Source organism: Devosia sp. (assembly GCF_036406155.1).
Taxonomy (GTDB): Bacteria; Pseudomonadota; Alphaproteobacteria; order Rhizobiales; family Devosiaceae; genus Devosia_A.
In genome coordinates this window covers 1-19,259 of the sequence record NZ_DASWVV010000032.1, presented here as the reverse complement: position 1 = coordinate 19,259, position 19,259 = coordinate 1, and the positions used below count along the sequence as shown (strand labels likewise).

The following is a 19,259-nucleotide window of genomic DNA, read 5'->3' as shown; positions in this document are numbered from 1 at the left end:
GCCGTGAGCCCGAAACCACCCGCCAATGATCGTCCTGACCTGTGGCGCCGAATGGGGCGGTATTCCTTCCGCAAGAAGAAGCTGTCGACCCGGAACCTCGAGCGGCTTTGCCGGGAGAACGCCAGCGAGGAGCCGACGCTGGTCGTCCACTCCGAGGACGTCGATTACAAGCCGTATTTCCCCAACGCGTTTGCCGTCACCAAGCGCCCGGACAAGCCCGCCGACCTGCATGTCGACCCGTATTACACCGAACTGGACCGGATCGCCGACGGCGCCTATGACGTCATCGTCTGCACGGGGCTGCTCGAGCACGTGCCGGACCCGGCCCGCCTCATCGCCGACCTGCACCGGATCCTGAGGCCGGGCGGCAAGCTCGTCATCTCGGCGAGCGCGGTGTTCTCGTTCCACGAGGGGCCGGACAACTTCTTCCATTTCACGCCCCATGCGTTCCGACTGCTGTTCCGGGACTGGTCGCGCATCGAGATGCTGCGGGGCGCCAGCCAACCCTTCGAGACCATCGGCATATTGCTGCAGCGGGTGCTGATGCAGTGCGAGATTTTCCCGCCCCTGCGTCCCCTGATCGAACTCATGGCGGGCGGCATGCGGCATCTCGACCGCTTCGTCGGCACCCAGTACGACAACACCTGGAACAGGACGCCCGAGCACGAGATCGACTCCATGCTGCCGTCGAACATCCAGGCCGTCATCATCAAATGACGTGGCGCCGGCATCAGCAGGAGGAACGGTGCAGCAGCCGCGACTCCGGATGCCATCCGGACAGCAGCGTCCCGCTCATCACCATCGGCGTCACCTGCCACAACGCCGCCAACACGATCGAGCGCGCCGTCGACAGCGCCTTGCGGCAGGCCTGGCCGAACACGGAAATCGTGGTCGTCGACGATGCCTCGACCGACGGCTCGTGGCCGCTCATCGAGCACATGGCGCGCGCCGATGCCAGGGTTCGCGCCCTCCGCCATGCCACCAATCGCGGCTATCCGGCGGCGCTCAACACCATTCTCAAGGAGGCGCGTGGCGACTATGTCGCCTTTTTCGACGACGACGACGACAGCGTCCCGGGCCGACTCGCGGCACAGCATGAGCGGCTGTCGGCATATGAGCAGCAGGTGGGCCCCGCCCTGATCCTCTGCTATGCGAACCGACTGGTCGTGGAGGCGGGTGCCGATACGGCTGATCATGTCGCCCTCGCCATCGGACGGTCGGCGCCGGAACCGCACGGCCCCCGCGTCGCAGACTTTGTGCTCGGCCTCGGCGCCGACCCCGGATACGTCTGGGGGATGCTCGGGAGCTGTACGCTCATGGCGCGGCGCGAGACGTTCGCCGCCATTGGCCCCTTCGACGAGGACTTCCGGCGTTGCGCCGAGTGGGACCTGGCCGTACGGGCGGCCATCCGGGGAGGCCACTTCATTGCCGTCGACAGCCCGCTGGTCACGCAGTACAAGACGATCTCGCCGGACAAGACGGGCGACGCCCCGCTGAGATACGCCATCATGCTGAGGCGCAAGCACAGGCAGCAGTTGAACTCGCCGATCACCTACATCGCCTCCTGCGCCGCCGCCTTCGCCAGGCACCATGGCAGTGCCGGGCACAAATGGCGGAGCCGCGCCTATCTCGCCGCGGCCTGCCTGCTCAGCCCGACTCTGCTCGCATTCACCCTCCACAGGCGACGACATCCGTAGCCTTGTCGCTGCCGGGCCACGGGGGCGAGGCACGGCATGAATTCCCACGAGATCACTTTCCAAGCACAACATGGCTTCAGATTCGACCGAGGAAACCGGGCGCCCGCTGATCACGGTCGGGATCACCTGCCACAACGCTGCCGACACCGTGGCAACGGCCATTGCGTCGGCCCTGTCGCAGGACTGGAGCCCGCTCGAGGTGCTGCTGGTTGACGACTGCTCAACCGACAATTCGGTTGCGGTCATCGAAGCCGCCATTGCCGGCGAGCCGCGCGCGAGACTCATCCGGCACCAGCGCAACACCGGGGTGGGGCGCGCCAGAAGGACGCTGGTCGAAGCGGCGCGCGGTGAGTTCATCGCCTTCTTCGACGACGACGATGTCAGCGCCAGCGACAGGCTGTGGGCGCAGTTCGAGCGCATGGCGTCGTATGAGGAGGCGCATGCGACGACGATGGTCCTGTGCTTTGCCGACCGGCACGTCGTCGCGGCGGGCGCGACCGTTCCCAGTCACGTGGCCCTGGCCATCGGCCGAAATCACCCCGAACCGCACGGCCCCATGGTGGCCGATCATTTCCTGTCGATCGGTGCACGCTTCCCCTATGCCTGGGGCCTGGCCGGCAGCGGCACGCTAATGGCACGCAGATCGACCTTCCTGTCTGCAGGCTCCTTTGACGAGGCCTTTCGGCGCTTCGAGGAGATCGACCTGGGCATTCGCGCAGCCCTCATGGGAGCACACTTCATCGCGGTCGACCGGCCGCTCGTCACCCAGTACAAGACGTGGTCGGGCGACAAGGCCGGCACCATCCCGCTGCAATATGCCCTGCTGCTGCGCCGCAAGCACCGCGCCTATCTGCGGCGCCGCCGCGCCTACATCGCCTCGTGCGCCCGCGCATATGCCAGTTTCCACAGGAACCGGGGCCACGGGCTGCGGGCTCGCCTCTACCGGCTGGCGGCGGTGATGACAGCGCCGCATCTCCTGCCTGACAAGCTGCGGCGCCGGCTGGCCAGCCGGGGCCGGTAGCGCCTGCCTAGCTCCCGGAGGGGACCGGCCCCGCGCGCAGGGCGTCGACCAGGAGCCTTTCGGAGCGGGCCGTCGCGACGGCGATGTTCTTCCTGACGGCGGCGGCGAGGCTTCCGTCGCCCAGCAGCGACACGATCCGCCGGGCCTCGCCGAAGGCCGCGGAGGCCGTGAGGTTCTCGGCAAAGACATAGAACTGCCGGGCGTTGAGCATGGAATACAGAAGTTCCTTCTTTTTTTCGCTGAGCGGGTCCTTGGGCGCTTCGGTCCCGTAGCCGATGCAGACCGCGGGCACGCCCTCGCGCCAGGCATTGATCGCGCAGTGGTAGGTGTCGGTGACGACGAATGCGCAGCGCCGAATCAGTTCGAGCTTGGCTTCGAGGGACGCCATCGGCCGATCCGGGTCGCGTTCGAGCCATTTGAGGTCGACGGCTTTCGGTAGGCGCGCCTGGCGTTGGCACAGATGCACGAACCAGCGGGCCTGGAGCGTTGCCAGGCGGCTGGCGCCGACGCCCCGGCCGAAGGAATAGCCGACCATCCCCGGGTGCTCTTTCCCTGCATCGTCCATGCGGTCCAGCAGGAAGGCGGCATCGACGGCCAGCGCCGGGCCCGGCGCGCCGTATTGCTGGGCGAAGGCGGCGGACAGGGGGTCCCTTTTCAACACCAGCCGCGCCGTCGAGTACAACCTGCCCACCGCCGAGCGATAGCGTTCGTCCCAATCGTCGCGCGCATCGTTGAGGTAGATGGAGCCGCCATAGCAGATGGTCTTGCGCAGCGTCGCCTCGGACGCCCCCTCGAGCAGGAGGTTGCGGTAGATGCGGTCCTTGATGTGCGGCGCGGCCAGTTCCGGCGCGGCCCGCTGCACATGCCGGACCATGTCGTCGTGGAAGGCGGCGGCGTGCAGAAAGTCACCCCAGATCAGGATCGCGTCGAAGGCATCGAAATCCGGGCTGTCCGCCAGGGCGGCGTAAGTGCGGGCTCCGAACCGGGACGAACCGGCATTGCTCACGTGCCCGGGCCGGAGGCTGAAATAGTGTACGTTCGCCCGGATGTCGTTCCTCTCGAGGACGGCGGCGAGCGCCGCATCCACGCTCAACATTCCCGGGTTGAGCTTCGGCAAGGCACAGATGGCGGCAAGATTCACTACGGTCTCCGGAGAACTGGCAGGCCGTGGGTCTTCTGCCCACCCAGATGCGCGGCCACTGCGTCTGGTGAGCGTAAGGAGCACGAGGGTCCGTGCGAACGGGGTCCCCGTCAGCGCATTCAGCGCTGCTCTTGGCGGGCGCGGCGGCCCAACCGGCCCAAACGAGAGAGTGCTCTCCCTATCTGGTGCTTCCGCTTGCGTATCTCCTCGGACGTGTCCGACATCAGGGGCGTATCCTTCCAGGGCGTTTGCGCCCGCACCGCAAGGTAGATCTCGCGCCCCCGCGTCGTGCAGCTCCTACGGTGAGGCTTCGTGCCAACGAAGTGCACAATATGAGCTTCCGCAATCTCGGCAAGCGAGGCACCGTCTTTCGTTCTCGGGCTTAGATTCCATTTCTTTGGCAGCTTCACATAGTCGCGCCCGACGGCCATGTTGAGAGCATCTTGATCGGGCATTCGGGCGGATCGGTTCCGACTCAGCCAATCGATCGCCGCTGTCCCGATGTCCCGGCGCCGCCATTCCTCCAAGTCGATCAACAAGGTACCGGACTCGAAGTATCCAATGGAGGGATCACGATCGAGATGCCGGTGAGGACCGGGCACGGCGGCCAGCGGCAGTTTTTCCAGTTCAAGAGTCTCAAGCTCAGCCAAGGAATGCTGAACGACCATGTCTGAATCGAGGTAGAGCAGGCGTCCCGACCGCCCGTTTAGAAGGTCGGGCAGCAGCATGCGGCCATATATGGCTCGTGGCCAGTTCAAGGACGTAGGTAAGCCGGCCACGCGATGCCGGCACTCTTCGTCCAGATCCATGATGTGGATAGAGAGCGGAGAGGCCGCGCCGGCCAGGTCGACCCGGTCCCTCCTGGTGAGGCGATCGCCGAGAATGATGAGTTCTGCTCCTGGAACCCCGCCGTTGATGGCTACCGACTTCATGAGCACACCAGCCAGCTCGGCGAAATAGCTGTCGACTGAGCAAGCAATTATCACGGAAACTGCACCTTGAACCCCTCACACCGTATGCGGGGTCGCAACTGACTGCGGCCCTTGCGACGCACTAGGCATTCCTGGGGGGCGTCAGGTACCTGTGCCTGAATATGTTAAGTCGATTCACCACCCGCTCGCCAAGCATGCGCCAACGACGGATTCCGGGGTCCGTCAGCGGCTGGTCTCTCCATGCGGTGTTCTGCCGGTGCCGCATGAAGATTGGCTTGGCGGGATGGTTACAGTCACTGAAGTCGGGCTTCCTGGTGCCCGTGAAGTGAATGATCCGCGCCTGATTCAGGTCGACAGACCATTTTCTGTAATCGCGGCCCGTGTGATTGTAGTAATCTTGTAGATGTAAAAATCTGTTACCGAATAGCGCTATCAGCGGGTCATTGTCTGGATATTTCAACGTCAACGCGTTTCTATTTACCCAATCTACTATCTGCTGCGTAACGCGTTGCCTTCGCCACTCAGTAAGGTCAACGAGCAGCACTCCAGAGTTGAACTCTACGTAATCATCCCCCAAGCCAAGCCTTGCGTTCTGCCCGCGACCTCCCGGGACCGCTGCTATGGCGCAGCCGTTCATGGGCACGGTCATCAACTCCCGCAAGCTTCCATTCACAATCGTGTCACCGTCCAGATAGAGCATGCGGCCCTCGACTGGCGCGAGCAACTCGGGTGCAACGATTCGACCGAACGCAGAGATCGGCCAGTGATCCCTGGGGATGCCCGACACCCGTTTGAGGGCGCGCGATGCATCTATGAACCGGATCGTTCGATCAGGCACAGACGACTGCATCTTCGCCTTGTCGGAATCGGTCAGGCGGTAACCCAGAACGACGAATTCGGCCTCCGGCACCTGGCCACAAGCCGACACCGATTGAAGCATGACCGAGGACAACTGGACGTAGGCGCGGTCAGGCGCGCAAACAATTATCATTCAAGACTCAACCCAAAGTACAAATCTAGAGCAGTAAGTACTTCTCCTAGGGACCCCGTCAAGCGGCGCACGGTCGCGGCATCCGTCAAAGCTCGTACGTACTCCTCCCGACTTGTTGGCGAAAGCCCTGCCGGTTACGGTCGCGCCGTTTCAGAGACGATATTTTGAGCACTTCACGGGACTCGACCCTACCGCCCGCACAGGCTATCCCTTCCCGCGATGGGGTTTGGGGTGGCAGGCGGCCGGAACAGGCAGATTTCACAGGCGATTTCGGGAGCTGACGAGGCGCCGCCTCGGGGTCGGGCCTGTGGTGGCGGACGGACGTCCGCCGCGGCCGCAAGCAGGTGCTCAGCCGACGCGGGTCCGGAACAGGCCGCGGCGGAAGCTGGGGGGTGCCTGCAAGAGTGAGACCGCATCTTGACCGAGTGAAGCGCGCCCGTGCCACGCTGCGCTGGCTCATGCCGCTGGCTGGGGGGCCGCTCGCCGCGGCCGCCATTCTCGTGCGCCGACGCCGCAACCCGCACGCGGTGCTGGCGCTGTCCTATCGCGGGGCGCCCCTGTATTTCCGCGGCATCGACAGCTCCGCCCTCGAAGAAGTGCTGAGCGACGAGGAATATGGCTTCCTGCGCCCGTACCTGCAGGCGATGTCGGCGCCGCGCATCCTCGATGTCGGTGGGCATATCGGCACCTTCGCCCTGTGGGCGCTGGGCGCCAGCCCGTCGGCGCAAATCCTCAGCGTCGAGGCCAATGCCGATACCCTCGCCGTGGCGCAGCGCACGCGCACGGCCCGCGGCGACGCGACGGCGGGCTGGGACCTCGTCAACCGGGCGGCCGGCGCCCGCGACGGCGAGCGGCTGCCGTTCCTTGCCGAGGGGCCGTCGATGAGCCACCGCGTCGACGCCGCGGGGGCGCTGACCGTCGAGGCCGTGTCGCTGGCCGGGCTGCTGCGCCGGGTGGCAGGCCGCGACGGCACGGTCGACCTGCTGAAGGTCGACATCGAAGGCGCGGAGGAGGCGTTCCTGTGCACCGATCCCGGGCTGCTCGCCCGCGTGGAGCGCCTCGTGGTCGAGCTGCATCCCGGACGCTGCGACACCGCACGCGTCCGGCGCGTGCTGGCCGGCACCTTCGACGACATCGTCGAAATCCCCGGCCGACGCTCCACCAAACCGCTGCTCGACTGCCGGCGCCATGGCGGCGCGGCTACGGGCGAGGGGCGCCAAGCCAGACGCCCCGCGGAGCTGACGCCATGACCACGGCCGAGACGGACGACGACGCCGGCTCGACCCGGGTGCTGTTGCGGACGCCATCGTTCCCCCGCCTGCGCCGGCTCTGGGCCGAGACGCGATCCAAGAGCATCCTGCGCGCGCTCGAATACGAGCGCCTGCATGGCCTCGGGCTCAGCGGCCGGGTGCTGGATTTCGGTGGCGGCAAACGGATCAACTATGCCGGCCGCATCGCCGCGTGGGCCGACCCGGCGGCGGGGTTCGACTACGAATCCGCCAATATCGACGCCGCGACGGACCCCACCTACCTGCTGGCGCCCGACGCCGACCTGCCCTGCGAGGACGGGCGCTACGACGCGGTCCTCGCGCTCAATACGCTCGAGCACGTCTACGGCCTGTCGGCGACCTTGCGCCGGCTGCACCGGGTGCTCCGACCCGGGGGCGAGCTGATCGTCACCGTCCCCTTCCTGTTCCCGGTGCACGGCCACCCCGACGACTACACCCGCGGCACGCCCAGCTTCTGGCACCGGGTGCTGGCCGAGCACGGCTTCGGCGAGGTGGTGGTGGAGGCGCTGACCTGGGGGCCGTTCTCGACGGCAGCGACCGTGGTGGGCACGCCGGGGCCGCTCAAGCGCCTGCGTGTCGGCTGGGCGCTGCTGCTCGATCTCGCCTACCACGCGGCGCGTTCGGGCCTGGGGGTGACGCTGACGGAGCGGCAGGACGCGCCGTTATGCAGGGGGCCGTTCGGCTACTTCATCCGCTGCGCGCGGGTGGCCGGGCCGGTGCCGGCGGCGCCGGGCGAAGGCTGAGGGCGGCCGATGCGCGTATTGCTGCATATCGGGCAATCCAAGACGGGCACGTCCGCCATCCAGGCCTTCCTCACGCTCAACCGCGTACGGCTCGAGCGTGCCGGCATTGCCTACCCGCCGGCCCGGGTCGGCGGCGTCGCCATCGACCTGGGCAGCCACAACGCCGTGGCCGACGCCGTGGCCGGCCGGCATAGCTACCCCTATCTCGGCGCCGAGGCATATGCGGAGCAGTTCTTCGGCGCCGGGCGGCAGCGGGCGGCAAACCGCATGATCCTGAGCGGCGAGCACTTCTTCGGCGGCCACCCGCGCGTCTGGGATATTGCCGGCGAGGACGAGTACTTCGCCCTCTACCGCGAGAAAGTGGAACGCGTCGCCGCGTTCCTCGCCGGGCACGACACCGAAATCCTCGTCTATCTGCGGCCGCAGGTCGACTGGCTGGAAAGCAGTGCCGGCCACACCATCCGCATCCAGGGCACGCTGCCGCGCCGCGACGCCTACCAGGACGACCGGCAGTTCTTCGCGCTGATGCGGCCGCTGCTGCGCTACGGGCGGCTGCTCGACATCTGGCAGGAGGCGATGCCGGGCGCCCGCATCACCGCCGTGCCCTATGTGCGCTCGCAGCTGGTGGCAGGCGATTCGATCAGGGACTTCCTGCACCGGGCCGGCATCGACGCCGCCGCGCTGGGACTCGGCGCCACCGGGCTGCGCGTCAACGAGTCGCTGGCGCGCGACTATGTCGAGGTCAAGAAGGCCCTCAACCACGGCCGGCACGGCGCCGCCCGCGAACGGGCGATCATCGCCTGCCTGCAGCGCCTCTCGGCCGGCAGCCGGTTCGGCACGGGCTACACGCTGCCGCCCGATCTCGTGGACGAGGTCGCTGCCCTGGCCGCTCCGGAGAACGCCATCGTCAATGCCCGCTATGCCTGCGCGGGGGCGGCGCTGGCGGCGATCGGCGAGGACCGGCGGGAGGCGCCGGCGCCTTCCGTCGAGGACGTGCAGGCCGCCATGGCCGCCTTCACCGCCGAGTTCGCGCGGCCCCGCTATCGCCTGCTCGAACTCGACAGTGCGGGGCGGGCCTGGCTCCGACGGCACGCGCGCCCGCTGCACGGCCGGCTGCACCAGCTCAAGCGGCTGGTGCGGACCGCCCGCTATCGCCGGGCGTGAACGGGCGGGCGAAAGGCAAGCGCGGGGAGCACAGGTTTGACGATATTGGTGCAACTTGCAGGCTCGAGCGCCGTGCAGTCGGCCGCCGCCGCCGGGGCCGGGCTGCTCGCCTACCTCGCGGTGGCGCGATGGCCGGCGCTACTGGCGCTGCTCGGCTATGCCACGGCGGCGCTGCTCGCCGTCAGCTTCGTGCTGGATGTGGGCGAGGTCTATTCCTACTCCGACGTCTACAAGCGCGCCTTTTCGGTGCTCGGCGACGACGTCACCACCTGGCTGACGCCGCTGCTGCCCTGGGCGGTGCTGTCGCGGCGGCGCCTGCTGGCAGTTGCGGTGGCCTGCGCCATCCTGTTCTCGGGTACCAAGATCTCGCTGCTGCTGCTGGCGCTGCAACTGGCGGCGCTCGTCCTGCTGTACAAGGGGGAGCGGCGGGCCCTCGCCCTGCGCTGCGCGGCGCCGCTACTGCTGGCCGCGGTCGTCTACCTGCCGCTGGTGCTCGCCTCGCCCTATGCCATCGCCGCCGGCAACCGGCTGGCCGCCGCCGTCGCCGGCCCGGCGACCGCCACGGCCGGGGAAAGCGCCCCCGCATTCGCACCGACGCGGCGCGGTCACGGCACCTGCCGGCAAAACGACAACTGCCTGGGCCGGCTGCTGGCCCAGCCGCTGCGCCAGCGCACGGTCTCGGCCGTCGCCGGGCTGTGGATGACGCTGCAGGGCGGCTTTCCCGGCCCGCGCTACCCCGGCACGGCCGACAAGTTCGCCGACCTGATGGTGGCCGCCAACCCCTGGGGCGTCAACGAGGCCTGGGGGATCACGCGCGAGGAATGGCGGCAGATCGGCACGGTGCAGACCCCGTACCTGCGGTTCGGGTCGGGCTACGGTCCGCTGGCCCTTGCCGGCCTGTTGCTCGGCATTGCCGGAATTGCCGTTCTCGGCCTGCGCAACATCGCCGCCGGCGAGCGCGACCCGTTCGTCGCCTTCACCCTGTTCTTCGTGGTCAACGCCGTCGTCAACCAGACGCAGCCGTGGCTGGTCCCCGGCCCCATCCTCGTGCTGATGGGCTTCAGCGGCGCGCATATCGTCGCCCGATCCCTGGCGCATCGCGCCGCCGCCGCCCCGGCCGGCGCCGCGCGCTGAGCGGCAAGGCGGTGCCGCGGGACTATGCAATCGCCGGCGGAGCGGCTATTCCCCACGACCTGGGCCCGCCACAACGGAGAAGCCGCCCGCCATGACCCCGCTCGTCACCATCGGGATGACGGCCTTCGATGCCGAAGCCAGCATCGCGCGGGCCGTGCGCTCGGCGCTGGCGCAGCAGTGGCGGCCGCTCGAGATCGTGGTGGTGGACGACGCCTCGCGCGATGCGACCGGCAGCATCCTGGCCGGACTCGCCGCCGCCCACCCCGAGTTGCGCGTCTTCACGCAACCCGCCAATGGCGGCGTCGCCGCGGCGCGCAACCGCGTCATCGCCGAGGCGAAGGGCGAGTTCGTCTGCTTCTTCGACGACGACGACGAAAGCGCGCCGGAGCGCGTGGGCGCGCAACTGGACCGCATCCTCGCCTATGAGCGGGATTTCGCAGGCGGCGCCCCGGTGATCTGCCACACGGCGCGGCGCCTGCTGCATGCCGACGGCAGCAGCCGGATCGCACCCACCATGGGCGAAATGGCGGGGCGGCCGGCGCCCGCCGGGCCGGCCGTGGCGCACCGCATCCTTGCCGGCACCCCGCTCGCGGACGGCAACGGAGCCTGTCCCACCTGCTCGCAGATGGCGCGGACCAGCCTCTACCGCGCGCTCGGGGGGTTCGACCCGGCGTTCCGGCGGGCGGAGGACACGGAGTTCAGCATCCGGCTGGCCCGCGCGGGCGGGCATTTCGCCGGCATCGGCACGCCGCTCGTGCACCAGCGCATGACGCTGACCGCCGACAAGACGCTGGCCGACGAGCGCCGCTATGCCCTGGCCGTGATCGACAAGCACCGCGACCTGTTCGCGAGCGCGGCGCGCTACCGCTTCGCGCGCGACTGGCTCGAACTCAAGCACGACTGGCTGGCGCGGCGCCGCCTGGCGTTCGCCGCCCGCCTCCTGCGGCTGGGCGCGAACCATCCGGTCGGCACCACACAGCGGCTGCTGCGCGCCCTGCCCAATTTCGGCATCAACCGCGCCTTCCGGCGGTTCCATGCGGCAAGTGGCCTGAGATGACCGACGCCCCGCTCGCCAGCATCGGCATCACCTGCTTCAACGCGGCCGACACCATCGGGTGCGCCATCGCCAGCGCCCGGGCGCAGGACTGGCCGCACATCGAGATCATCGTCGTCGACGACGCCTCGGCCGACGGCTCAGTGGCGGCGGCCGAAGCGGCGGCGGCAGGGGACGCACGGGTGCGCGTCCTCCGGCACGAGCGCAATGGCGGCCCGGCGGCGGCGCGCAATACCATTCTCGCCGCGGCCAGGGGCGCCTTCATCGCCTTTTTCGACGACGACGACGACAGCCTGCCGCAACGGGTGCGCGAGCAGATCGGCGTGCTGACGGCCTACGAGGCGAGGACCGGCACCCGGCTTGTCGCCTGCCACGCCGCCGGCGAGCGGCACTATGCGAGCGGCTACGTCAAGCCGCTGCCCGCCATCGGCTCGCAGGGCGCAGCGGCGCCGCAGGGGCCGGGAATGGCCGAGTACCTGCTGTTCCACCGCCTGCAACCGGGCTGGTTCTACGGGTCCGGCGTGCCGACCTCGTCGCTTCTCGCGCGGCGCGAGACGTTTGCCGCGGTCGGCGGGTTCGACCCCGCGCTGCGGCGGGTCGAGGACGTCGATTTCGCCATCAGGCTGGCGCTCGCCGGTGGCCACTTCATCGGCACCGAGCGGCCGCTGCTGATCCAGCACGCAACCGACGCGCCCGACAAGGCGCCCGAGGCCAATTGCGCCGCCGAGATCGCCGTGGCGGAAAAGCACCGGGCCTTCCTCGAAGGCATCGGGCGCTACCACTATGCCCGGCAGTGGCCGCGGCTGCGCTACTGGCACTTCAAGCGGCGCTACGGGCGCTTCGCCCTCACCTTCCTCGCCATCGCGCTGCGCAACCCGATCGCGGCGACGCGGCACCTGTTCCGCACCGGGCCGGCGCGCCTGCGGCACGAGCGGGCCATGCGCAGGGGCACGGCATCGTGAGGCTGCTGTTCGTGGCGCGGGCGCTGCACGGCATGGCCGGCGGGGTCGAGCGCATGATCATCGCGCTGATGAACGAGATGGCCGCCCGCGGGCATGACGTGACCCTGCTGAGCTGGGACCGGGCCGGCGCCCGGGCGTTCTACCCGCTCGCCGAGAGCGTCGGCTGGCACCGGCTCGACATGGGCGATCCGGGCCGCAAGGCCGGCATGGGGCTGGTGGCCGCCCGCGCCGCCAGGGTGCGGCGGCTGGTCCGGGCGGGCAGGCCGGACGTGATCGTCTGTTTCCAGGGCGGCCCGTTCCGCGCGATGCAGCTCTATACGCTCGGCCTCGGCATCCCGCTCGTCGCAGCGGAACGCACGGCGCCGACGCTGTACGAACACGCCGGCAGCGCGCGGGCGAGGTTCGTCCAGCACCAGGCGTTCCGCTTCGCCACCCGCATCACCATCCAGTTCGAGCGCTACCGCGCGCTCTATCCGGCGCATCTGCGCGACCGGATGGTGACCATCCCGAACCCGGTGGCGCCGGCGGCGGCGCAGGCGCAGCCGGCGGTACCCGGGCCCGACGGGCGCTTCCGGCTGCTGTCGGTGGGCCGGCTCAGCTACCAGAAGAACTATCGCGTGCTGCTCGCGGCCTTTGCCGACCTCGCCCCGCGCTTTCCGCAATGGGACCTGCGGATCGTCGGCGAGGGCGAGGACCGGGCGGCGCTCGAGGCACAGGTTAGCGGGCTGCCGCAGCTTTCGGGCCGTGTCGCCCTGCCCGGGGCCACTGCCGATATCGGCGCCGAATACGCGGCGGCGCAGCTGTTCTGCCTGCCGGCGCGCTGGGAGGGCTTTCCCAATGCCCTGGCCGAGGCGCTGGCGCACGGCCTGCCCGCCGTCGGCTTCGCCGGCTGCGCCGGGGTGGCCGACCTCATCGAAGGCGGGGAGACCGGCGCGCTCGCGGCCGGCAACAACGACGCGGCGGCGCTGGCCGAGGCGCTGGCGCCGCTGCTGGCGGCCGATGCGGAGCGCGCCCGCATGGGCCGCAACGCCGCCGAGTCGGTCGCGCCCTACCGGCCAGAGGCGGTCTTCGATCGCTGGGAGGAGACGCTGCGCGCGTGCCTTCCCGCATGAGACTGCTGTTCTGCATCAAGGCCATGAACAACCCGGGCGGCGGCGCCGAGCGGGTGCTGGCCACCGTCGCGAACGGGCTCGCGGCGCGCGGCCACGACGTGGCGGTGCTGACCTTCGAGGCGCCGGGCGGCCGCCCGTTCTATGCGCTGGACGCGGCGGTCGAACGGATCGGGCTTGGCATCGGCTCGACCACCGGCCCGGCGACGCCGGTCGCCACGCTGCAGCGCATGGTGGCGCTGCGGCGGCGGGTGAGGAGGCATCGGCCGGACGTCGCCATCGGCTTCATGCACTCCATGTTCCTGCCGCTCGCCGCCGCGCTCGCCGGCAGCGGCATCCCGGTGGTGGCCAGCGAGCACATCGTGCCCGAGCACTACCGGTCGCGGCCGCTGCAGGCGCTGCTGCTGCGCCTCGCCCCGCCGCTGCTCGCGCGCATGACCTGCGTCACCGAGGCGGCCGCGAGCAAGTATCCGCCGGCGCTGCGGCGGCGCATCGAGGTCGTGCCCAACCCGCTTACCCTCGCCTCGGACGCCCAGGCCGACGTGGCGCCGGAAGCAGGCGGTCCGTCGACGCTGCTGACGGTCGGCAGGCTGACGGCGCAGAAGGACCACGAGACGCTGATCCGCGCCTTCGCCCTGCTGGCGCCGCGGATGCCGGGCTGGCGGCTACGCATCGTGGGCGACGGGGAACTGCGCGGCCGCCTCGAGGCGCTGGTCGGCGAACTCGGCCTCGCCGGCCGCGTCGAGTTGCCCGGCAGCAGCGCCGACATCGCCAGCGAGTATCTCGCCGCGCAGCTGTTCGTGATGCCGTCGCGCTACGAGAGCTTCGGGCTGGCCACGGCCGAGGCGCTGGCCTACGGGCTGCCGGCCGTGGGCTTCCGCGACTGCCCGGGGACGAACGAACTGATCGAAGACGGCGTAAACGGCGTGCTGGTGGACCCCGTCCCCAGCCGGCCGGAGGCGCTGGCGCAGGCCCTCGAAGGGCTCATGCTCGACGCCGGGCGGCGCCGGCGCCTGGCGGGGGATGGCGCGGCGATACGTGCCCGCTACGGCGCCGCCGCGGTGCTCGACCGCTGGGAAAGGCTTCTCGGGCAGACGCTGGAAGGGGCATCCTGATGCTGCAGACGTGGATGGAGAGTGCGCGTGGCCGGCCGCCTGCTGATCGTCGTCAATGACGCCGAGTTCTTCGTCTCGCATCGGCTCGCCGTGGCCACCGCCGCGCGCGCTGCCGGGCACGACGTCCATGTCGCCACCGCCCCCGGGCCGGGAGTGGGCGCGATCGCCCGCCACGGCTTCGTGCACCACGAGGTGCCGCTGTCGCGCAGCGGCCGCGGCCCTGTCGGCGAGTGGCGGGCCTTCCGGGCGCTGCTGCGGCTGATGCAGCGCCTCAAGCCCGATCTGGTCCACCTCGTCACCATCAAGCCGGTGCTCTACGGCGGCATCGCCGCACGGCTGCGCCGGGTCCCGGGCGTGGTCGTCGCCATCTCGGGGCTCGGCCACGTGTTCACCGCCGACGGGGCGCGCGCCAGGATGCTGCGGGCGGCCCTGGCACCGCTGTTCCGCTTCGCCCTGGGCCACGGGAACATCCGGGTGATCTTCCAGAACGTGGCCGACCGGGAGGCGCTGTCGAAACTCGCCCGCCTGCCCGAGGGCAACATCGTCATGATCCGCGGCTCCGGCGTCGACCTCGAGCAGTATCGCTACCTGCCCGAGCCGGGGCCGCCGCCGACCGTGCTCTTCGCCTCGCGGCTGCTCAAGGCCAAGGGCGCGACGGAGTTCGTGCGCGCCGCCCGGCTGCTGCGCGAGCGCGGGCTCGCCGCGCGCTTCCGGCTCGCCGGCAGCATCGATCCGGGCAATCCGACGACGGTCACCGCCGACCAGCTCGACAGCTGGCGGCAGGAGGGCGTGGTCGAGATCCTCGGGCAGCGGGCCGACATGGCCACCCTGCTCGCCGAGGCGCACGTAGTGGCGCTGCCTTCCTATTACGGCGAGGGCGTCCCCAAGGTGCTGCTCGAGGCGGCGGCGTGCGGCCGCGCCGTGGTGACCACCGACCATCCCGGCTGCCGCGACGCGATCGAGCCGGGGGTCACCGGCCTGCTGGTGCCGGTCAGGGACGCCGACAGCCTCGCCCAGGCGATCGAGACGCTGCTGCTCGACCCCGACCGGCGGCAGGCCATGGGAGCGGCCGGCCGCCGCCTCGCCGAGCGGGAGTTCGGCATCGCCGGGGTAACGGACCAGCATCTGCGCATCTACGCGGCGCTGGAGCGCGGGGTGGCCGGGCCATAGCCTGCCGATCGCCGCCGCAGGCCATTCCCCACTGGTCGCGGCGCCCCCGGTCGGCTAACTAGGGCGCTGCGGCAGCGGCCGGTTTGCCCGGTGCGCGGCCGCAACGGACACGGGACTGGGCCAATGCGCATTGCGGTGATCGGAACGGGCTATGTGGGGCTGGTGAGCGGGGCCTGCCTTGCCGATTTCGGGCATCAGGTGACCTGCGTCGACCTCGACCACGACAAGATCGCGGCGCTGCGCGCTGGCCGCATCCCGATCTTCGAGCCCGGCCTCGACCGGCTGGTCGCCGACAACGCCGCAGCCGGCCGGCTCGGCTTCAGCATCGACCTCGAGCCGGCCGTGGCCGAAGCCGACGTCGTGTTCATCGCCGTGGGCACGCCGTCGCGGCGCGGCGACGGCTATGCTGACCTCTCCTACGTGCACGCCGCGGCGGCCTCGATCGCGCGTGCGCTGAGCGGCTTCACCGTGGTGGTCACCAAGTCGACGGTGCCGGTGGGAACCGGCGACGAGGTCGAGCGCATCATCGCCGAGACCAATCCCGACGCCGACGTGGCGGTGGTTTCGAACCCCGAATTCCTGCGCGAGGGCGCCGCCATCGAGGATTTCAAGCGCCCTGATCGCATCGTGGTCGGCCTCGAGGACGAGCGCGCCCGCGCGGTGATGGAGGAAGTCTACCGCCCGCTCTATCTCAACCAGGCGCCGATCCTGGTCACCGGCCGGCGCACCGCCGAGCTGACGAAATACGCGGCCAACGCCTTCCTCGCCATGAAGATCACCTTCATCAACGAGATCGCCGATCTGTGCGAGAAGACCGGCGCGAACGTGCAGGAGGTGGCGCGCGGCATCGGCCTCGACAACCGCATCGGGCCCAAGTTCCTCAATGCCGGGCCGGGCTATGGCGGCTCCTGCTTCCCCAAGGACACGCTGGCGCTGCTCAGGATCGGGCACGACCACGACAGCCCGCTGCGGCTGGTCGAGACCACCGTAGCGGTCAACGACCAGCGCAAGCGCGCCATGGGCCGCAAGGTCATCGCCGCCTGCGGCGGCGACGTGCGCGGCAAGACGGTGGCGGTGCTCGGCCTCACCTTCAAGCCCAATACGGACGACATGCGCGAGGCGCCCTCGATCGCGGTGGTGCAGGCGCTGGTCGATGCCGGGGCGCGGGTCAGGGCCTACGACCCCGAGGGCATGGCGGCGGCGCGCGCGGTCCTGCCGCCCGTGGACTACGCCGAAAACGCCTACGAGGCCGCGACGGACGCCGATGCGCTGGTGCTGGTGACGGAGTGGAACGAGTTCCGCTCGCTCGACCTCGAGCGCCTCAGGCAGACCATGCGGGCGCCGGTGCTGGTCGACCTGCGCAACGTCTACCGGCGGGCGGAGGTCGAAGCGCAGGGCTTCAGCTATTGCTGCATCGGCCGGCCGGCCGCGACCGAGCGGGCCGCGGCCGCCCGGGCCGCCGAATGAGGGTGCTCGTCACCGGCAGCGCCGGCTTCATCGGCTTTCACCTCAGCCGGCGGCTGCTCGCCGACGGGCACGAGGTCACCGGCTTCGACGGCATGACGCCCTATTACGACGTGGCACTCAAGCAGCGCCGGCACGCCCTGCTGGCGCGCCACAACGGCTTCGCCGCCCATATCGGCATGCTGGAGGACCGCGAGGCGCTGCAAAGGGCCTTTGCCGAGGCGAAGCCGCAGATCGTCGTCCACCTCGCGGCGCAGGCGGGCGTGCGCTACAGTCTCGAGCAGCCCGAGGCCTATGCGAGCTCCAACCTCACCGGCACCTTCAACGTGCTCGAGGCGGTGCGCGAGGCGGCGCCCCGGCATTTCCTGTTCGCCTCCACCAGTTCGGTCTATGGCGGCAACACCAAGACGCCGTTCGCCGAGACCGACCGCGCCGACGCGCCGCTGACCCTCTATGCCGCCACCAAGAAGGCGGGCGAAGAAATGTGCCACGCCTACGCCCATCTGTGGGCCCTGCCGACCACCTGTTTCCGCTTCTTCACCGTCTACGGGCCGTGGGGCCGGCCGGACATGGCGCTGTTCAAGTTCGTCGCCGCGATCGAAAGGGGCGAGCCGATCGACATCTACGGCGCGGGCAAGATGCGGCGCGACTTCACCTATGTCGACGATCTCGTGGAGGGGATCGTGCGACTGATGGGGGTGCCGCCCGAGCAAGGCAAGCCGGTGAGCGCGGCGGACTCGCTGTCGCCGGTCGCGCCGTTCCGGGTGGTCAACATCGCCGGCGGCCAGCCGGTCGAACTGCTGGACTTCATCGCCACCATCGAGCGGCACCTGGGCAAGACGGCAGACCGCCGGCTGCTGCCCATGCAGAAGGGCGACGTCGCCGGCACGCATGCCGATGCCGGCCTGCTACGGGCCCTCACCGGCTACGTGCCGGGCACCAGCATCGAGGACGGGGTGCGGGCCTTCGTCGAGTGGTACCGCAACGACTATGCCAAGGCGAACGCCTAATCGAGGAACACCGTCACCGCGTCGGAACGGCCGGCGGCGTCGACCACCGAGAGCGTGACGAAGCCCGGACCGTCCGCCGTCCAGCTGCCCTGGCGGGCGAAGGCGGAGCGGCCGAAGGGCGCGCCGTTGGCAAAGAAGGTGAAGGGCGGCACGCCGTTGCGCACCTTGACTACGAGCGGCGATGCGGCGCCGGAGCGTAGCCCCAGGTCGACATCGACGCCGTCCGCGGGAAAGGCGATCTCGGGCGCCGCGTCGCGCCTTACCATGTCGGCGTCGGGGTGGCGGAAACGGCGCAGCGGCGCGGGCAGCCCGGCATTGGAGGCGAAGATGGCCCCCGGCGGGGCCGGCCGGAACGGTGCCGGGGGGCCGCCGAGCCGGTCGAAGCTTTCGAACAGGATGGGGGCGGCGGCGCTGATGCCGGAAAGCCCCGGCACCGAAGCGCCGTCGGGGCGCCCGACCCAGACGCCGATCACCGTGGCGCCGTCGAAGCCGATGGCCCAGGCGTCGCGGTAGCCGTAGGAGGTGCCGGTCTTGTAGGCGATGCGGCCGGGCGAGCCGTTGAGCGGCGGCGGCACGTCGCGCAGGATATCGGTCACGTACCAGGCGGCGACCGCATCGAGCACCGGGGCGGCAGCGCCGGCGGCCGACGGCCGGACGCCGTCATCGAGGTGCAGCGGCAGCCCGCCGCGGGCAATGGCGGCGTAGAGCGAAACGAGGTCGCGCAGGGTGACGCCGACGCCGCCGAGGCCGACGGCGAGGCCGGGCGCGGTCTCGTCGGGGAGGCGGGGATGGACGTCGGCGCGGCGCAGCCGCGCCACCAGCCGCGCGGTGCCGACGGCATCGAGCACCACCACGGCGGGGATATTGAGCGACTCGGCCAGGGCCTGCCGGATGGACACGGTGCCGCGGTTGCGGCCGTCGAAATTGACCGGCACGTAGCCGCGGAAGGCGGTGGGCCGATCCTCGATCAGGCTCTCGGGATGGGCGAGGCCGAGCTCGAAGCCGAGCCCGTAGATGAGCGGCTTGAGCGTCGAGCCGGGCGAGCGCACCGCCTGCGTCATGTCGATGTAGCCGTCGGCCTCGGTGGCGAACAGACCGGCCGAGCCGACGGAAGCGAGGATCTCGCCGCTGCCGAGGTCGGCGGCGACGATGGCGACCGAGAGCTTGGGGCCCAGTTGCGCGGCGCGCGCGGCGGCAAGCCGCTCCAGCGCGTCCTGCAGGCGGCGGCGCAGCGGCAGCTCGATGCGGCGGACCCCGGGCCGG

General features: G+C 70.2%; 18 protein-coding genes. 14 read left to right on the top strand and 4 right to left on the bottom strand.

Annotated features, from left to right (window positions below; all coding sequences use genetic code 11):
- Positions 1-51 precede the first annotated feature (51 nt).
- The 3 genes from VGD93_RS02130 to VGD93_RS02120 all read left to right on the top strand — a co-directional run bounded on the left by VGD93_RS02130 (position 52) and on the right by VGD93_RS02120 (position 2,718).
- Positions 52-717, top strand: coding sequence for a class I SAM-dependent methyltransferase (locus tag VGD93_RS02130; RefSeq protein WP_395008719.1), 666 nt, complete (start codon positions 52-54; stop codon positions 715-717).
- Positions 714-1,697 carry a glycosyltransferase family 2 protein gene (locus VGD93_RS02125; RefSeq protein WP_395008717.1) on the top strand — a complete coding sequence of 328 codons (984 nt, stop codon included), beginning with the start codon at positions 714-716 and terminating at the stop codon, positions 1,695-1,697. The genes VGD93_RS02130 and VGD93_RS02125 overlap by 4 nt, the downstream gene beginning before the upstream one ends.
- Positions 1,698-1,767: 70 nt before the next feature.
- Positions 1,768-2,718 (top strand): glycosyltransferase family 2 protein, encoded by a 951-nt coding sequence (locus tag VGD93_RS02120; protein ID WP_395008716.1) that lies wholly within the window; start codon positions 1,768-1,770, stop codon positions 2,716-2,718.
- Between the two features lie 7 nt (positions 2,719-2,725).
- Here VGD93_RS02120 and VGD93_RS02115 read toward each other — a convergent pair whose 3' ends face one another.
- From VGD93_RS02115 to VGD93_RS02105, 3 genes are all read right to left on the bottom strand, one after another.
- Positions 2,726-3,943: a polysaccharide pyruvyl transferase family protein gene (locus VGD93_RS02115; RefSeq protein WP_395008715.1), complete on the bottom strand. Its 1,218-nt coding sequence runs from the start codon at positions 3,941-3,943 to the stop codon at positions 2,726-2,728.
- Between the two features lie 35 nt (positions 3,944-3,978).
- Complete coding sequence (locus VGD93_RS02110; protein ID WP_395008713.1) at positions 3,979-4,845, bottom strand: glycosyltransferase family 8 protein; 867 nt, start codon at positions 4,843-4,845, stop codon at positions 3,979-3,981.
- A gap of 67 nt (positions 4,846-4,912) precedes the next feature.
- Positions 4,913-5,782 carry a glycosyltransferase family 8 protein gene (locus VGD93_RS02105; RefSeq protein WP_395008711.1) on the bottom strand — a complete coding sequence of 290 codons (870 nt, stop codon included), beginning with the start codon at positions 5,780-5,782 and terminating at the stop codon, positions 4,913-4,915.
- A 404-nt stretch (positions 5,783-6,186) separates the two neighbouring features.
- Here VGD93_RS02105 and VGD93_RS02100 point away from each other — a divergent pair, with 404 nt between their 5' ends.
- The 11 genes from VGD93_RS02100 to VGD93_RS02050 all read left to right on the top strand — a co-directional run bounded on the left by VGD93_RS02100 (position 6,187) and on the right by VGD93_RS02050 (position 17,996).
- Positions 6,187-7,032: an FkbM family methyltransferase gene (locus VGD93_RS02100; protein WP_395008709.1), complete on the top strand. Its 846-nt coding sequence runs from the start codon at positions 6,187-6,189 to the stop codon at positions 7,030-7,032.
- Positions 7,029-7,814 carry a class I SAM-dependent methyltransferase gene (locus VGD93_RS02095; protein WP_395008708.1) on the top strand — a complete coding sequence of 262 codons (786 nt, stop codon included), beginning with the start codon at positions 7,029-7,031 and terminating at the stop codon, positions 7,812-7,814. Before VGD93_RS02100 ends, VGD93_RS02095 begins: the two co-directional genes overlap by 4 nt.
- A gap of 9 nt (positions 7,815-7,823) precedes the next feature.
- On the top strand, positions 7,824-8,978 hold the full coding sequence (locus VGD93_RS02090) for a hypothetical protein (protein ID WP_395008706.1): 1,155 nt from the start codon (positions 7,824-7,826) through the stop codon (positions 8,976-8,978).
- A 45-nt stretch (positions 8,979-9,023) separates the two neighbouring features.
- Positions 9,024-10,112: a hypothetical protein gene (locus tag VGD93_RS02085; RefSeq protein WP_395008704.1), complete on the top strand. Its 1,089-nt coding sequence runs from the start codon at positions 9,024-9,026 to the stop codon at positions 10,110-10,112.
- Positions 10,113-10,203: 91 nt separating this feature from the next.
- Positions 10,204-11,169 carry a glycosyltransferase family 2 protein gene (locus VGD93_RS02080; protein ID WP_395008703.1) on the top strand — a complete coding sequence of 322 codons (966 nt, stop codon included), beginning with the start codon at positions 10,204-10,206 and terminating at the stop codon, positions 11,167-11,169.
- Positions 11,166-12,128, top strand: coding sequence for a glycosyltransferase family 2 protein (locus tag VGD93_RS02075; RefSeq protein ID WP_395008701.1), 963 nt, complete (start codon positions 11,166-11,168; stop codon positions 12,126-12,128). The genes VGD93_RS02080 and VGD93_RS02075 overlap by 4 nt, the downstream gene beginning before the upstream one ends.
- On the top strand, positions 12,125-13,240 hold the full coding sequence (locus VGD93_RS02070; RefSeq protein ID WP_395008699.1) for a glycosyltransferase: 1,116 nt from the start codon (positions 12,125-12,127) through the stop codon (positions 13,238-13,240). Before VGD93_RS02075 ends, VGD93_RS02070 begins: the two co-directional genes overlap by 4 nt.
- Positions 13,225-14,352, top strand: coding sequence for a glycosyltransferase family 4 protein (locus VGD93_RS02065; protein WP_395008697.1), 1,128 nt, complete (start codon positions 13,225-13,227; stop codon positions 14,350-14,352). Before VGD93_RS02070 ends, VGD93_RS02065 begins: the two co-directional genes overlap by 16 nt.
- A 27-nt stretch (positions 14,353-14,379) precedes the next feature.
- The gene (locus VGD93_RS02060; protein ID WP_395008695.1) at positions 14,380-15,522 is read left to right on the top strand and encodes a glycosyltransferase family 4 protein; all 1,143 of its coding nucleotides are present in this window, start codon (positions 14,380-14,382) and stop codon (positions 15,520-15,522) included.
- A gap of 123 nt (positions 15,523-15,645) precedes the next feature.
- Positions 15,646-16,989, top strand: a complete 1,344-nt coding sequence (locus VGD93_RS02055) for a UDP-glucose dehydrogenase family protein (protein WP_395008693.1) — start codon at positions 15,646-15,648, stop codon at positions 16,987-16,989.
- Positions 16,986-17,996: an NAD-dependent epimerase/dehydratase family protein gene (locus VGD93_RS02050; RefSeq protein WP_395008691.1), complete on the top strand. Its 1,011-nt coding sequence runs from the start codon at positions 16,986-16,988 to the stop codon at positions 17,994-17,996. The genes VGD93_RS02055 and VGD93_RS02050 overlap by 4 nt, the downstream gene beginning before the upstream one ends.
- Here the strand turns inward: VGD93_RS02050 and VGD93_RS02045 are convergent.
- Positions 17,993-19,259 (bottom strand): penicillin-binding transpeptidase domain-containing protein (locus tag VGD93_RS02045; RefSeq protein ID WP_395008689.1); only part of this gene is annotated, 1,267 nt, incomplete at its 5' end. The two genes, VGD93_RS02050 and VGD93_RS02045, sit on opposite strands and share 4 nt — an antisense overlap.

Excerpts from the sequence above, each read along its gene's own strand:
- VGD93_RS02120 (WP_395008716.1), top strand. The coding sequence starts at position 1,768 with ATGGCTTCAGATTCGACCGAGGAAACCGGGCGCCCGCTGATCACGGTC.
- VGD93_RS02075 (WP_395008701.1), top strand. The coding sequence starts at position 11,166 with ATGACCGACGCCCCGCTCGCCAGCATCGGCATCACCTGCTTCAACGCG.
- VGD93_RS02080 (WP_395008703.1), top strand. The coding sequence starts at position 10,204 with ATGACCCCGCTCGTCACCATCGGGATGACGGCCTTCGATGCCGAAGCC.
- VGD93_RS02125 (WP_395008717.1), top strand. The coding sequence starts at position 714 with ATGACGTGGCGCCGGCATCAGCAGGAGGAACGGTGCAGCAGCCGCGAC.
- VGD93_RS02055 (WP_395008693.1), top strand. The coding sequence starts at position 15,646 with ATGCGCATTGCGGTGATCGGAACGGGCTATGTGGGGCTGGTGAGCGGG.
- VGD93_RS02095 (WP_395008708.1), top strand. The coding sequence starts at position 7,029 with ATGACCACGGCCGAGACGGACGACGACGCCGGCTCGACCCGGGTGCTG.
- VGD93_RS02050 (WP_395008691.1), top strand. The coding sequence starts at position 16,986 with ATGAGGGTGCTCGTCACCGGCAGCGCCGGCTTCATCGGCTTTCACCTC.
- VGD93_RS02090 (WP_395008706.1), top strand. The coding sequence starts at position 7,824 with ATGCGCGTATTGCTGCATATCGGGCAATCCAAGACGGGCACGTCCGCC.
- VGD93_RS02130 (WP_395008719.1), top strand. The coding sequence starts at position 52 with ATGGGGCGGTATTCCTTCCGCAAGAAGAAGCTGTCGACCCGGAACCTC.
- VGD93_RS02105 (WP_395008711.1), bottom strand. The coding sequence starts at position 5,782 with ATGATAATTGTTTGCGCGCCTGACCGCGCCTACGTCCAGTTGTCCTCG.